This window comes from Leptospiraceae bacterium, assembly GCA_016708435.1.
GTDB lineage: Bacteria > Spirochaetota > Leptospiria > Leptospirales > Leptospiraceae > UBA2033.
On record JADJFV010000001.1, the window covers coordinates 246,904 to 262,476 of the forward strand.

Annotated in this window: 16 protein-coding genes; 8 read left to right on the plus strand and 8 right to left on the minus strand. The window is 34.6% G+C overall.

Annotated features, from left to right (window positions below):
- Positions 1–113 precede the first annotated feature (113 nt).
- The 8 genes from IPH52_01200 (at position 114) to IPH52_01235 (ending at position 7,461) form a co-directional block, all read left to right on the plus strand.
- Complete coding sequence (locus tag IPH52_01200) at positions 114–1,499, plus strand: DNA gyrase subunit A (protein MBK7053658.1); 1,386 nt, start codon at positions 114–116, stop codon at positions 1,497–1,499.
- Complete coding sequence (locus tag IPH52_01205) at positions 1,499–3,634, plus strand: DNA gyrase subunit B (GenBank protein ID MBK7053659.1); 2,136 nt, start codon at positions 1,499–1,501, stop codon at positions 3,632–3,634. The genes IPH52_01200 and IPH52_01205 overlap by 1 nt, the downstream gene beginning before the upstream one ends.
- A 121-nt stretch (positions 3,635–3,755) precedes the next feature.
- Positions 3,756–4,322 carry a GNAT family N-acetyltransferase gene (locus tag IPH52_01210; protein ID MBK7053660.1) on the plus strand — a complete coding sequence of 189 codons (567 nt, stop codon included), beginning with the start codon at positions 3,756–3,758 and terminating at the stop codon, positions 4,320–4,322.
- A 59-nt stretch (positions 4,323–4,381) separates the two neighbouring features.
- Complete coding sequence (locus IPH52_01215; protein ID MBK7053661.1) at positions 4,382–4,810, plus strand: DUF1801 domain-containing protein; 429 nt, start codon at positions 4,382–4,384, stop codon at positions 4,808–4,810.
- 283 nt (positions 4,811–5,093) lie between these two features.
- Positions 5,094–5,972 carry a hypothetical protein gene (locus IPH52_01220; protein ID MBK7053662.1) on the plus strand — a complete coding sequence of 293 codons (879 nt, stop codon included), beginning with the start codon at positions 5,094–5,096 and terminating at the stop codon, positions 5,970–5,972.
- 3 nt (positions 5,973–5,975) lie between these two features.
- Positions 5,976–6,374 carry a hypothetical protein gene (locus IPH52_01225; GenBank protein ID MBK7053663.1) on the plus strand — a complete coding sequence of 133 codons (399 nt, stop codon included), beginning with the start codon at positions 5,976–5,978 and terminating at the stop codon, positions 6,372–6,374.
- 123 nt (positions 6,375–6,497) lie between these two features.
- Complete coding sequence (locus IPH52_01230; GenBank protein MBK7053664.1) at positions 6,498–6,845, plus strand: hypothetical protein; 348 nt, start codon at positions 6,498–6,500, stop codon at positions 6,843–6,845.
- Positions 6,838–7,461, plus strand: coding sequence for a hypothetical protein (locus IPH52_01235; GenBank protein MBK7053665.1), 624 nt, complete (start codon positions 6,838–6,840; stop codon positions 7,459–7,461). Before IPH52_01230 ends, IPH52_01235 begins: the two co-directional genes overlap by 8 nt.
- 61 nt (positions 7,462–7,522) lie before the next feature.
- On the opposite strand, the gene IPH52_01240 is transcribed toward IPH52_01235, so the two are convergent.
- From IPH52_01240 to IPH52_01275, 8 genes are all read right to left on the minus strand, one after another.
- Positions 7,523–8,998 (minus strand): hypothetical protein, encoded by a 1,476-nt coding sequence (locus IPH52_01240; protein ID MBK7053666.1) that lies wholly within the window; start codon positions 8,996–8,998, stop codon positions 7,523–7,525.
- Between the two features lie 386 nt (positions 8,999–9,384).
- The gene (locus tag IPH52_01245; GenBank protein ID MBK7053667.1) at positions 9,385–9,732 is read right to left on the minus strand and encodes a hypothetical protein; all 348 of its coding nucleotides are present in this window, start codon (positions 9,730–9,732) and stop codon (positions 9,385–9,387) included.
- A 114-nt stretch (positions 9,733–9,846) separates the two neighbouring features.
- A complete protein-coding gene (locus IPH52_01250) occupies positions 9,847–10,215 on the minus strand; it encodes a hypothetical protein (protein ID MBK7053668.1) in 369 nt (122 codons plus the stop codon).
- Positions 10,216–10,285: 70 nt separating this feature from the next.
- Positions 10,286–13,354: an efflux RND transporter permease subunit gene (locus IPH52_01255; GenBank protein MBK7053669.1), complete on the minus strand. Its 3,069-nt coding sequence runs from the start codon at positions 13,352–13,354 to the stop codon at positions 10,286–10,288.
- A gap of 74 nt (positions 13,355–13,428) precedes the next feature.
- Entirely contained in the window at positions 13,429–14,367 is a 939-nt protein-coding gene (locus IPH52_01260) for a response regulator (protein ID MBK7053670.1), read from the minus strand.
- Between the two features lie 48 nt (positions 14,368–14,415).
- Entirely contained in the window at positions 14,416–14,832 is a 417-nt protein-coding gene (locus IPH52_01265) for a response regulator (GenBank protein ID MBK7053671.1), read from the minus strand.
- Positions 14,829–15,230, minus strand: coding sequence for a hypothetical protein (locus IPH52_01270; protein ID MBK7053672.1), 402 nt, complete (start codon positions 15,228–15,230; stop codon positions 14,829–14,831). Before IPH52_01270 ends, IPH52_01265 begins: the two co-directional genes overlap by 4 nt.
- Positions 15,231–15,383 (minus strand): hypothetical protein, encoded by a 153-nt coding sequence (locus IPH52_01275; protein ID MBK7053673.1) that lies wholly within the window; start codon positions 15,381–15,383, stop codon positions 15,231–15,233. It abuts the gene before it with no gap.
- Positions 15,384–15,573: the final 190 nt, after the last annotated feature.

Below are 15,573 nucleotides of genomic sequence, written 5' to 3' on the forward strand. Positions count from 1 at the left end.
GTTTTTTGCACATTCAGACGCTGCTAAAAAGGGGACTTGTATTCGTTTAGCCAGTGTAAAATTGCGAAAATGCTTGACAAGCAGAATAGACAGACATACGAACGCAAAAAAAGATGAAAAATAATACACAAGAAACGACCCGACCAGATTTTCCAAAAGTGCTGTTCGAAGACCAGGTAAATGATGACCAGAGAAAGTATTCTCGGTATGTTTGTGACTCCCGTGCCATTCCACACGAGATTGATGGACTGAAACCGGTGCAAAGACGAATTCTATGGGCGATGTGGAATTCCGATGCCAGAAATAGACATACTAAAACAGTAAAAGTTGCCGGCTTGGCGATGGGATACCATCCGCATGGGGACAAGTCTATTCAAGACGCTCTCTCAGCTATGGCGCAAGATTTTACTTTTGCCAATAATATTCCTCTCGTTCATGGAGAAGGAACCTTTGGGGACGTGCTAGATCCAAATGCGATCGCATCTCCGCGTTATACAGAAGTCAAACTTTCTGATTTTGCAAAGGACTTAGGTTTTTTTGAAGGACTTGCTGATATTGATTATGTAAAAAATTACGATGAGACAGAAGATGAGCCAATCCATTTCGTAGGAAAAGTTCCAATTGTTCTTCTAAATCAAATCCAAGGAATTGCGACGGGGTTTAGATGCTTTATCCCCGCTCATAAACTTTCTGATATTGTTGAATCTCAAATTGCTTATTTAAAAACAGGCAAACCAAAAAAAATTAAACCTTGGTATAAAGGTTATGGCGGCGAAGTTCGAGTAGCCACCAACGAGAATGGATCTGAAATCATGTATACAACATTCGGATTCAAATGGGAAGGGGAAAGTCTCTTCTTAACTCATGCTCCTCAAACTTGGAATCGTGACAAAGTAGTTGCTCTTTTAGAAGACATGATAGAGAAAAAGGATAATTGGTTAAAAGACTACATCGATTCTTCCAGCCAAACTTTTAAAATAGAACTCGTTTATAAAAAAGGCGAAAAGCCAACAGAAAAAGATATCAAAGCTTTATTTAACAAAGAAAATCTTGATACTCTTTCGTTTAACGTTATTACACATGAAGGAAGATTAAAAAATCACAAGCAAGAAGAAATCATTAAACGATTTTGTGATTTTCGCAAAACACATCTCATCCGCAGATTCAAAAGACTTGCAGGATTAGAGCAAGAAAAGATTGATAGAAACTCTGAATTAATTCGTTTCATCAATGAGAAGTGGAATCAGAAAGTGGTAACAATCAAATCAAAGCAAGACTTCGAAAATCAATTGAAGAATGCGAAGTTCAAATACTTCGAATGGTTAGCCTCCATTCCAGTTTATAGAATGACTTTAGAAGAAGCAAGAAAATGTCAAGATGCAATCAATGAGGCTAAGATTAAGTTTGCGGAGTTCACTGCATTGTCAAAGCAAGATGCAAAGCTGACTGCATTTATGATCGATGAATTGACCGAACTGAAAAACAAGTGGGATAAATAATGAGTGCCGAAATAAAAACTAAACCGAACGCAAAAGATTCAGGCGAAAGAAATTTTAAAAAGCTTTCGAACGTAGAGCATGTTCGTATGAGAACTGGAATGTGGCTTGGACAAAATTCCATGTCAACATTCGAGCAACATTTTTTCAAAAAAGATTCCAAGGGGAATTATGAAATTAGCCATGAAGAGCTAAATGATATTCCTGCAAAATTAAAATGTCTTGATGAAGCTTGTATGAATGCTGTCGATGAATATCGCAAAAATCAAAATGATAAGACAGTCAAAGATGGTCAGAAGATGACTAAACTCATTGTTAGCCTCTCGACTGATTGTGGAAGAGTTACAGTAGAGGATAACGGTCGCGGAATACCAGCAAAAAATGCAGAAGGTGTATTCTTACATTTGATGTATGGAGAAAATTTTGACGATCAAGTCAAACAAGATCATGTGGCAGGTCAAAATGGAGTAGGTATTTCCTTGGTGAGAATGGTGTCTAATTTTTTCCGTGTAACAACAGAGAACAAAGGACAGTCTTACAAAAAACTTTTTAGCGTTCACGATGAAGTAAAAAAACTAATTCGCACCTTTAAATTATCTCCAGAAGATTTTGAAAAAGTTATTTTATTTTACGATGAACATGGTTCTTTTAAGGAATGTCCATTGCTTACAAAAGATCATCTTTCTAAGCTAGAATCTTTGATGGAAAAAACTTTCATGATAGAAGCTATTAAATCCTGCGGTGATTCGCATGGAACTTCTGTTGAGTTTGAATTAGAGCCAAAGTATTTTAACAAGCTAGATACTAAGTTTAATCCTGATTTAATGCGTCAATATTTGCAAGACATTGCAATGACAAATCCAGGACTTGAAGTTCAATTCCATCACAAGAATAAATCGGATAAGTTTAAATTCAAAAAAGGAATGGAAGAAATTTTTCAAAATTCTGATTTAACATATTACAAAATGGAATACAAAGATCCGAATGTGGCTTCTCAGATTAACCTCGAAACCTATTTCGTAATCGGTCAGAACAAAACTCTAACGTGGGTTAATTCCAATTTTGCGGTGCAAGGCGGTTCTGCAATCGAGTATTTAGAAAATCGAATTTGTGATGAAGTTCGAAAGAAAAGTCAAATCACTGCACTTGAGAAAAAATTAAAAACTCAATCTACAAGAAATGATGTAAGAAATTGTTTTCATATGTATGTAAACTTGCGCATTCTAAATCCACGTTTTAAATCGCAAGATAAATCTTATTTGATTAACGACTTAAATGAAGACATCAGAAACGCAGTCGATAAGAGCCTAGACAAACTGATTAAGAAGACCGACTTACTCGAAGAAGTTAAGATGCAAATGGAAAAGAGAACTCAACTCAAAGAGTTAGAAGATGCACAAAAAGGACTTCGCAAAGCGTCTAAGAACAATATACCAAAACTTATGCAACCAACTGGAAAACCAAGCGATGCAGGCAGAGTGTTGTTTGTCGCTGAGGGAGATTCGGCTATTGCAGGTTTACGTCCTGCTCGTAATCCAAAACTTCACGGCTTATTCCCATTACGCGGTAAACCATTAAACTGTAAAGGAATGAGTTTGGCAAAAGCACTTGCGAACGAAGAGATGAAGAATATTGTGGCTATTCTTGGTTTGCCGATCAATGAAAAATTAAAAGATCCAAAAGAATTAAACTATGAAAAAGTAAGTATCATTACAGATGCGGATTTTGACGGTTATGCGATTCGCTCTCTCATGCTTTCGTTCTTTTATGAATACTGGCCTGAGCTGTTTGACTTCGGTGTAATTCATATTTCTGCTGCACCTCTTTTTGAGGTAGATGTAAAGTGGAAAGATGGAAAGAAAGAAACCATCTTCTGTATCGACGATAAGGATTATGACAAGCTCATGGATCGTATACGTAAAAACGCAGGAGAGATGGTCAGAAAGAAAAGAAACAAGGGTTTAGGGGAAACAGGCAAGGAAGCGATGAAATTCGCTGTAGACGAATGTATGACGAAAATTACGATTAGCACTCGCAAGTCAGCCCAAAAGACCCAAGATCTATGGTTTCACAAAGACTACGCCGAACAAAGACGTGAGGCTATTTCCGAATACTCAATGGCGGTGATTCAGGATTAATGGTTAATGGTTAATTATGAATGGAAGATCGTGGGGTGTTGTGACATTATGTGAAGGCGTAATATTTTATTGAAGGGCGCGTCATTATTGAAGGCGCAGAAACGTTTCTGCGCCTTCAATAATGACGCTCGCCTTCGAATCACTAACACTCGACTTGAAATACCTCTTTGAATCACAACGACTTGGATTTAGAAAATGGAAAGAGTCTGATATAATTCCATTTACGAAAATGAATTCCGATTTAGAGGTTATGCAGTATTTTCCGCAACCTCTCTCAAGAGAAGAAACAATCAATTTAGTAAATCGTATTCATTTGCATTTTGAAAAATGGGGCTTTGGTCTTTGGGCAGTAGAAGAAAAAGAATCAGAAATATTTATTGGTTTCATCGGATTAAACTATGCTGATTTTAAAAGCTCTTTCACTCCCTGCATGGAAATTGGTTGGCGATTAGATTCTCGCTTCTGGGGTAAAGGCTACGCATCCGAAGGCGCTAGGCTTTGTTTACAAAAAGGCTTTGAAGAGTTTAACCTAAAAGAAATTTATTCTTTTACTTCGGTCTTAAATACTAAATCTGAAAATGTAATGATAAAAATCGAAATGAAAAAAGTAATGGAGTTCGAGCATCCGAAATTAGAAAATGAGAATCGTCTTTGTAAACATGTATTGTATAAAATTACTTGTGAGTGAGTTTTATTCAATAAAATTAACCACTTCGCTAAAGAATTTTTAATCTAAAGGAATTAGAAATGACATCCACCCAACCCAAATTCAAAAGCCCAGAAGTATTTGCGGTATTTCAAGATTATCCGCATGATATAAAGTCAAAGTTATTATTTCTTCGTAAGCTTATATTCGAAGTCGCAGATAAAACAAAAACTGCCGGTGAATTAGAAGAAACTCTAAAATGGGGTCAACCGAGTTATTTAACTTCCCAAACAAAATCAGGAACTACCATTCGAATCGATAAGGTCAAATCGGGTAAGCATGATTATGCGATGTATTTTAATTGCCAGACTACACTCGTTGATACGTTTAGAGAAATGTTTCGCGATGAGTTTGAATACGAAGGAAACCGCGCTCTTCTTTTTAAAACAAAAGATAAAATCGCAACTGAGAAATTAAAACTTTGTATCTCGATGGCTTTAACTTATCACTTGGATAAGAGGAAAAAGTAAAGATTACTATGCGAAGGCGCTGGTCGCGAATATATGCAGCGAAGGGGAGAATGAAGACGATGAACACCGATGGGGATTACTCCTGTCACCCCCGAAATCTTTAATCGGGGGTCTATCTGACAAATAAACGAAATTGATATAAGTTTCTAAAATTCTTTCGTGCAGAAGATTTCTAATGGTTTGTTTTCAAAAAAGTATTTTATGGATATTTCTTTACACGGATAATGGGTAATGGAATAAATAGCATTTAGCTTAAATTTTCAAATTGAAAGGTCTAAATTAAATGCAATTTCCTAGAAAGAAATCTTTTACAATATTACTCTTCCTCTTTTGCTATACCAATTTAAATTCTTTTGGAGGAAACAGTCAGCGAAAACTGGATTGGTATAGACTTCAAGTCGAAACTTCACATAAAGTAAAACTCTGTAATCAAAAAAGTTCTACAATCGCAGAAAGATTAAAGCAAAAGCATTCTTTTCTTTATTTGAAAATACCTGAATTAGGCAATGAGTATTTGGAGTATGGAAATGAAGAGTCAGAACAAAATTTAGAATCCTACAAAAGAACGGAAAAGTCTTTGCCCGTTTTTATCGAATTTGGTGATAGCATTTTAAATCCTAGAAAAGAAGACTTCATGAATTACCAGGCAAGCTCCAAAATAAAAGAGCGAATCATCTCTGAAAATTCTACTATTACAAGAAGAAATTGCACCTTTATGTCTTTGGGATCAGAGTATTTATTTCCTATTCAATCTGGTAAAGGAACCCTTTCTGTTATTCTTTATTTTAATTATGCACAAGATATTGCACGTTATGAATTATTGCGTTTACTAGGCAGCACTAGTCAAATGATTCCTGAAAACGAATTCGATAACTTCATCCATAGGAGTTTACGAACTGAAATTAATTTTGAACCTGGGCATGTTTATCAAATTGAAATTAAAACAAATCCAAATTCAGCTATTTCACGCAAATCATACACAGCTTGGGCTAACGCATTTGATAGAATGAATACTGTTCCCGGATTCATTATTACGCTTAAAGAACTACCGCCTAATACAAAGTTTGCGTTTGATGGAAAAGATGATATTGGTAAAGATTACATGCAAGTGAAAAAGGAATTTATCTTTTATGAAACAGGTGTAGAGAAAAATATAGAGTAAATTATGGAAATTAAAAGAATGACAATAACTGTATCAATTTTCCTAATCTTTTTTTTATATTTTGAAAACTGTGCAACACTACCAGATGATAAAAATACTGATAGCTTAAAGAATTGGAGTGATTATCTAGGTGAAATGAATTGGGAAGATGCTAAAAGAAAATGTGGTAGTCTTGGGATAGCCGGTTATGGAATGAGATTACCTAGTATTAATGATTTGGAAATTGCATATAAAAACGGTATCACAGAATCTTGGAAATCCGATTGGCAAAAAACTGAAAATTCAGGTTACTGGACTTCTCAGCATTATTCCGAGGCAAGAGCATATTATTTCCTTGTAGCGTTAGGCGAATTGGATTATCTGAATAAAAAAGATATTAAGCATGTTCGCTGTAAAAGTTGAATATTATTTTTTCTTAAAAGCAATCAAAAAAAGAATCGGCTTTATGTCCGTTGATTTTAGTTGACTTATTCTAAAATGATTCGCAAAGTGGGATTTAGTAAATTTTTGAAAGAAGGCTGAGCTATGGATTTATTTAAAAACGATGATTCTGCGGAAGATTTTTATAAATACAAAGATTCTAGACAAAACTTCACAAAAGAAAATAAGAAGATGAAGTCTACTCTTTCCAGAAAGACCATGGATTCTGAAAACATTCCTTTTGATGAAGTGCATACTACTATTTATAGTGAAGTCGGTCTTGGTTGTAACTGGAAAGTTGATAAATCAAATAGTTATGAGGAAATTAATACTGCGTCCGACGGCTTTAACACAGTATCCACACATTTACAAGAAAATGTTAGAGATAAAAAACTTCATTCGACAGGCGTTGTTGCAAAAATTTTATCTATTTTCAGAGCAAACAATGACTAACCTCTCTTTAAAAATTTCAGGCTACATTACGATAGGGCTAACTTCTGTTAAACCCGTTAGCTTTGCTGACTTCAAAGAAAGTGTAGAGCAAAATGATTCCGATAAAAATATTTCTTTTTATTCTGAAAATTTAGAAAGGCTGCATTCCTTTGGTCAAAACCCATTCTGGCGTTTGCCGAAGACAGAAATTGAAAATTCTATTCTTGAAAAAGAATATTCTACTCGCTTCTCGCGACTAAACAAAGTTAGCCAGAACTATTATCATTATATAATTAAATCAACCAACCATTCTATAAAAGAAATTGTGCAAGTTTATGAAAAGGAATGTGATCGTCTCATCATTTTAAATTCTTATGATCTAATGCACGATTATATGAGCATGGTTTCCTATTTCAGTATAAATTCTTTTTTATACCAACGAATTATTAAATCAGGAATACTCACCAATCTTTTTATGCACTTTGGTTATATTAACAAAAAGAAATTAGCCTTACTGTTACAAGGTTCAGGCAAGGGTGTAAACGAATACACCTTCCAAGCCATTGAGCCGGTCTTAGACAAAGACTTTCATTCCAAAGTAGATATCATTAAACATAAAATTTACAAACAAGCTTAAGTAATTATCCTATACCTAGAACCAACATAGAAGCGACGTAGAAGCCGCACAGAAGAATCGTTTATTCTGATTCGAATTGATCGATTTCCATATTAATTTTCTCTGCTTTCTCTACGAGCGATTTTGTAGAGGTTGAAATTTCTTCTGTTGCGATTAAGTTTGTAAACGCAAGGTCATCAAGAGTTGAAATTACATCTTTGATTTCTAGGACAGCAGAATTTTGCATAGTAAGAGATTCTTTCATTTTGCCAGCGGCTAATTTAAAGTTATCTGCTGAATGCTCCATCGATTTAAAGTCAATAGCCTGTTGATTGACTGCATCCGAGATGAGTTGAATCTTTTTTAAGATTGTGTCTACGTTTGAAATGATATTGCTAATTTGCCCCGAAGTCTGAGCCAGATTTTGAGAGCCTGATTTTATCTCGTTGTCATTTTGAATAATGATTGAGCTAATTGATTTAATACTTCCTGAAGTTTGCTCTGCCAATTTAGAAATTTCATCGGCTACTACCGCGAAGCCCATGCCTGCATTGCCCGCCCTCGCCGCTTCGATAGCAGCATTGAGAGAAAGTAAATTAGTTCGGTTGGATATATCATTGATAATTCCAATGATTCCTTGAATCTGACTTGAACTCTTACTAATTTTTTGCATACTCTCTTGCATGACTTTCATAGACCGATCTCCTTCCTGTGCATTCTTGTTGATCGATTGAATTTTACTTAGAGATTCTTGTGTTAGTTTAATTACAGACTGCATACTTTCATTGACGGACTGCATTGAATCAATCAATACATTCATTCCAGAAAATTGATTTTCAATATTTTCAGAAACGACATTTGCTCTTGAAGCAATCTTTTCGATATTCTCATTTGCTTTTTCGGAAGAGGATTTCTGATTTTTTGTGTTCGAATGCAACATGGAAATCGTAGCTAAAAGCTTTTCTGAAAAACTAAAAAGATCTTCCGAGTTAGTTTTAATTCTATTCTTTATAAAATCATTTTGCTTTTCACTTTTCTCTGCATTGCTCTTATTAAGTTTATGAATTTCCTCTGCCTCTTTAGAGATTGCAAAGAATTTTCGTAAGATTGCTCCCATCGAGAAGAGGATAAAAACGCTTATCCCCACAACAAATCTAGAATGCTTACTATCAGGAGTAAAGTCATAGAATTGATGTGTATACACACTAATAACGTCAATTACAGCACCGGAGACAGCAATTAAAAGTCCAATAAAAGATAATAGCAGGTAATTGAGATTACCCTTAATCATATCGACTATATAGCATCCAATAGAATATAAAATGATAAAACCGAAAAAGGCATCACGGATCGGATAAAAACTACCTTCTTTTCCTCTTCCATGATCTGCCTGCCGAGTCAACCAATCTTCACGATGAATAGTCTGAGATACAAATAAATCAGGTGCGACGAATGCAATAATCGTAATCAAAGCAAAAATTCCTAATCCAATGAAGATAAGGATTCGATTTAGTTTTTTCCAGAAAGAATTTATAACAAGTAAATGTTGTAATACCATGAGTATTGCAGGCCCGCTTATACCCGCCCAGCAACCCGAAAAAACAAAAAAAAAAAAAACAAAAAAAAAAAAACAAATAATAAAATAAAAAAAACAACCCAAAAAAAAAAAAAAAAAAAAAATAGTTTTGTTTTTGTAATATGATTCAAATTCTTTGTTGAAGTATATGGTTTTAACCTTTTATTCATTTCAATATACTTAATTAGAACAAATTTTGTTTGTTTGTCTTTAGTCTTTAACAGACACAAAATAAAAGTCGATTAAAAAAAAGTTTGACCTTCTCCTTTTTCATAGCCTTCAAGTGGTTTATAAAATTCTAAAAATTTATCTATTTTTTCTTTTTCCATCTATTCTCTCTTTAAATAAACTATGTTTTAGAAGTATCCCTAGTTTAAATAATATTTTCTAAATATCTCCACTGTCTTTGTATAACGAAAGAGGAGGCGGGGACGATGCTTGCTTTCGCCTAACATTAGAGTAGCCGCAATTTGCTCGAACCTATGAAACCACATACCCAACTCAGGATTTAGCATCCATCCAGAGGCTAAAATCATTGTCTCGCCACCAACAAAACAAAAACCTGCAATACCTAAAACAGTTGTTCCTAAATGCAAAGGATCTTTTGTATTCCAATACATTATAGCATAGAGCAAGGAGCCAAGAAAAAGAATTCCTGCACAAAAAGCAGACGGCAAAAAAATAGAAACACTTAGATATTCTTGAAATGGTTGCATAAGTTCAATGGTAAAGAACTATTTTTTCTTGGATAGAAAAAAAAGGATATTTTGACTAACTCTTCCGAATCAAAACTGAAACAGCGAATTATCAGAATTAGTCGTAATTAAAATCTATCGAATGCAATGTGTGTCTTTGATTCCTGTTTTATCAGTCTCAAATGAATCCTTACATGTAAGAGAGAACGCATAAACATATCTCGGCGCATCTTTTATTTCGTCAGAGCTCCAGTATACACTACCCTGCCATTCTTTTGCTAATCCATTTTTGGATGCATCTTTGATTTCGCGTAATGTGGGAAGTCTCATTTGTTTGCCCTTACAGTATTCAGCCGCTTGTGTCCAAGTGAAGAAACTTTTAGAATCAGCAGCATCCCACTGCTCTTTCGATTTTGAAATTTCTTCTTGCGAGTTTTTACAAAATAATATATTTCCGAGAATTAGAATGCTGAGTAGCGTTTTTGTAATTAAAATCTTATTCATAAAATAAAAATCTTTATACAGATAAAATAAATCAAGTATTTTTATCTATATTTACGCAAAACGCCAACTACTATTTTAACTCAGAAGATTTTTGGCGACTAAACTTTTCTCCTAAATCGATACCGATAGAATATACGGTCGGAATAAAATATAAAACTACTACCGTTCCAAAGAGTAGCCCATAAGACAAAGCCAAACTCATAGGAGAAAGAAATGGATCATATCCTCCAATTCCATAAGCCGTAGGTAATAAACCTAATATAGTCGTTGTGGTTGTAAGTATAATCGGTCTTAACCTCTGCACTGCTCCATCTACAATGATTTCCTTTGTAATTTTACCTTCTCCTGCAATCTCAGAAGTAGTAAATACCATAACGATTGAGTTGTTCACAATCACTCCCATGAGTCCAACGAGGGCAACTCCTACAAATAAAGAAAGAGCCATTCCGTGTGCGAAGACAGAGAGTATAACACCAATTATCCCAAATGGAATAGCTAGAATTACGATGAATGGTTTTAAATAAGAGTTAAAAATCAGCGCAATGATTAGGTAAATACCGGCTAACGCAAATATGGCAGCAATGCCTAGATTCTTAAAAATCTTTGCATTCTCCACAGGCTCACCTGCAAACTCATATTGGAGCGAGCTTTCATTTGAGAAATTTGCCTTTACTTGATCGACTACACCTTGCGGACTGATAATATCCTTATTCAAATTTCCAAATACGGCCAAGTATCTTTTTCCATTGATATGACGAATTTCATCAGAAGAATTCTTTTCTTCAATGGAAATGAATTCTTTGAAATTGATTTCTTGTCCTGCGCGATTTAGAATGGGCAAACTGCGTATAAACCGCACGTCGGCTCTTGCCTTTTCATTGAGTCGAAGTCTAAAATCTAACTTCTTATCCATGTTGACCAAATCTGTTACAACTTTTCCCTCGAACGCAATATGCAGAGTAGTCAACACATCGTCTACACTCAGACCTGCTCTTGCTAGAATTTCATGATTGATCTTAAGATTTAATTCATCCTTGCCTTCAATCTCATCATCGTTCACATCGAAGACTCCGGGGATTTCTGAGAGAAATTTCTTTAGAGGAATTGATTTTTCTTTTCTAAGTTCATTATCATTTGAGATTAATCTGATTTCAAATGGTCTACCCATTGGAGGTCCGAAGCGAATTATCTTTGAAGAATAGGAAACTAATTCTTTTTTAATTTCTTTTTCTATTTCGACTCTTACCATTTCTTCTAACTCAGACGCCGTTGTCTTTCTTTTTCCAAATGGAGTAAGATATGTAAAGATTACTGCCGAGTTGCCGACACTGCCTCTCTCTGTTGTAGTGGATTCACTATTAGTTCCTATTCTTGCACTGAATCCTTCCACATCTTTCTCTGGGAGTTTATGAAGAATAGCCTCTACTCTTTCAACTAGTGATTCTGTTTTTTGAACACTTGCACCTTTTGGCAAGAGTAGGTTAATGATAAATCCTTCCGATGCATCTTGCGGGAATGGGTCTTTCTTCATAAACTTCTTAAAGGTAATGATTGTAATCCCCAATAAAAGAATTATTGATAGAATAAATAATACTCTATGGTGTAAAACTTTTATTAGAATAGAACGGTAGGAATTTTCTAGCTTAACAATGAACTGTTTCTTTTGAGGAATATAGGCTTTTCCGTGTGCCATATGAGTGGGTAACATGAAGTAGCTCTCAAATAGAGAAATGGCAAGAGATAGAATTACAACGAGCGGTATTACCCATATAAATTTTCCAGGAAGCCCACCGAGACTAATCAATGGTAAAAAAGCTATCGTAGTTGTGGCAGAAGAAGCAAGCACAGGAGCCCAAACTTCTTCCACTGCGGCAGAAGCAGCTTCTACGGGATTCATTCCTTTTTCCTTATTGCTATTGATTGTTTCTGAAATTACAATCGCATCATCTACGAGCATTCCTACTACTATAATAAATCCACCCAAAGCCAATACGTTAAGCGACATCCCCATCAACTGTAATACAACAAGACATCCAAGTAAAGAAAATGGAATTCCAAACGCAGTCCAAAATGCAGTCTTCATATCGAAAACTAAAAACAGTAAGAGGAGAACTAATCCAAACCCCATCATTGCATTTCCGAGAACTAAACTAATTCTTGTCCTTGTCAGACGAGAACCATCATTTAATTTTTTGAAAGTCACTCCTTCCGGTAATTTCAAAGTATCCAGATAATTGGAAACTCCGTCTATTGTTTTTAAAATATCTGCTTTTTTCTTTTTTTGGATAAGAAGGGATACTCCTCGTTTGCCGTTATTGCGGACAATTAACTTTAAATCCTCCGGTTGGTATTCAAGCTTTGCAATCTTACCAAGCTTAACGCCAAATCCATCGGGTGACATTCTAATATAAGTATCTAAGATTTCTTCTGGCTTTCGAAATTTTTCATAGGAGACAATCTTTTTTTCATCCAAAAAAGATTTGAGTGTTCCACCTGAACCATGAAGATTTCTTTTTTTTATCGCAGCGGCTACTGTCAGTAAGTCTACAAATTCTTTTTTTGCTAATTCTGGATCCATTAGTATATGAACTTCTTCATCACCAAGTCCAATTGTCTTAACTGCGGAGACTCCATTTATTTTTTGAATTTCTTCTTTGACTGTTGGAATAAAATCCTTGATTTGTTCGTATGTTCCTGAAAATGCAATTTCCAATACAGGCAAATCTCCTGACGAGATTTCATCTATTACCGGCTTTCCCTTTAAGCCTGTCGGCAAATTGTTGATATTCGATATCGCACTATCAACATCCATATAGAGTCTTTGTAATTCTTTCTCTTCTAAATTTTCATCAGCAGTAATATCAACTAAAGAGTAACCTTCTCTGGAATAGGATTTTACTTCTTGTATTCCTTCCAATTCTTCGATTGCGTCTTCGATAGGGAGAGTAACGTTTATTTCGACATCGGCAGCAGAGGCACCTGGATAAATTGTAGTGATAATAAATCTTCCCATTGCCACTTCGGGAAACGCTTCCTTTCTCATCTTTGATAAAGATAAAAATGCAAACCCGAATACGGATATGATAAATAGATTTACGAGCATAGGTCTATTTACAAAAAACTCTACAATTTTTTTCATAATTTAATTTTCTCCAAGTTAATTGAAGCAAACTTTCACTATGGAGTGCAATCCATTTTTCGAAATTAAACTTTTTAATTGATGGGGAGATGTTCGACTTGCGTAATATACTTTGAAATCTTTGATACTAATTTCTCCGGATGAAATGGATTTAATATAAAATCAATGTTTCCAATCTTAGCAAAAGTATTTATCATATCTTGATCAATATTCTCCGCTGCAATTAAAATAGGAGCACTTGCTAAATTTGGTTTGAATTTAATCTGTCGAATGATCTTCAAGGGATCAAGCTTAGGTAGACTCGATTCCAGAATAATATAAGCTATATCTAGACTATCTGTGAGTCGAAGAGCTTCCTGCATTGTTTCAGCCTCATAAATATTGCAAGAAAATAATTTACGGATATTAGAGGTTATCCTTAATCGTAAGAGAGGGCTATACACTATTAATAAAATGTGATTTGAGGATTTTTCAGCTTTGCTTTCGTCTTTGCTCAATATTGATTCTTTATGGAGAGGCAACTCATCCTTTTGCTCAGGAAGAAGCTTTTGGAGTCGTTCAATTTCCTTATCTTTAGCAAGAAGTTCATCTTCTAATTTAGCAAGAAGTCTAATTCTCTCACCCTGAAATCTTTGGATTAACAATTCTTTCTTAAGCAACTGAGTTTTTACAGTTGCCAATAAATCGTCTATTTGAAACGGCTTAGTAATATAATCCGCTGCTCCTAAATGCATTGCTTTACGAACATCTATTTTATCTGCCTTCGCTGTAACAAAAACGAAAGGAATCATCTCTTCAATAGAATCATAATTTACTTCTGAAAAAGTTTCTAATCCACTCATTCCAGGCATCGAAATATCACATAGTATTAAATCGGGTTTATATCCTAACGCAAGAGAAACCCCATTCTCGCCATTTTCTGCCAGAATAACTTTATATCCTTCATTCTTTAAAATCAAACTGACTGAATCTCTAATTGCGGCATCATCATCAATGAGTAGAATTGTTTTCATCTTATCAAACCTCCTTTAATATACTGTGTCTTTGCGGAAAAATATTTTTTACTTCTGTTCCGATTCAAAAATTGTTTTTAATTCATTTAGCATTTTAGCAGTTAATGGCTTCGAAAGAAAATCAATTGCGATTGTATACTCTGTTGCCCTTTCTTCATCCTTTGGATCAATCGAAGATGTTAGAATTGCCACTTTTGTTTTAGGAAAATCGCTATAATACGTTTTCACAAATTCATCTAAAAATTCCCAGCCATTCATAATAGGCATATTCAAATCTAAGAATATTAGATCAGGATAATGCTCTTTTTCCCCAGCAGATGCTTTTTGTAGAGATGCATAATAATCGATAGCCTGTTGACCGCCGAGAGCACTTACAACTTCGGCTGCAAAAGAATTTCTTTTAATGATTCCAGTGCAAAACATAATAGTAACTGGATCATCGTCGATACAAAGTATTTTTTTCATTTTATCACCTTTAGAAAGTTGATTTTAAATTTGGCTCCAACATTCACTTCACTTTCAACGTGAATAGTTCCGCCTAACGCTTCAATTTGGGATTTAATTAAATAAAGTCCAAAACCTTTACCCTCAGGATGATCATGAAACCTTTGATAGAGTCCAAAAATCCTATCTCGATAGCGATTCAGATTCATCCCCAATCCATTATCCTCAAACAACAATTGATATTTATTTCCAAAGTCTTTCATTTGAATAGATATTTTTAGTCTCCTATCTGATGATTTATATTTCATTGCATTTGTAAAAAGATTTAAAAAAATACTTTCTAACCACCAGAGGCCCACGCGAAACACCGCTATTGATATTATTGATTCATTAGATTCATCTAATATTCTTAATTTCATCTAAATTTCCATAGTTTTATTACTTTGCGTAAGATAAGTTTCTAAATAAGATTTATTAAAGCGAATAGTTTCAACTTCCCCAAAGTCAATCGTTATATCTGGATCGATTTCAATAATCAGATTGTTAATTTGACCACGTATACGCTCAACCATATCATATAGGTCAATGTGTTCCAATAGAATGGAAGGCTATTTTCGTATAACAATGATTTTGTGCAAATCTTTTAAAGTTTGATTGAGTGCATATGTTCAGATAAGGAATCGAACACGCTTACATTAAATTCATTGCTTTAGTGGATTAGTGGAATGATTTGACTTTATTTCTTTTTTTAAGAGCGCGAAT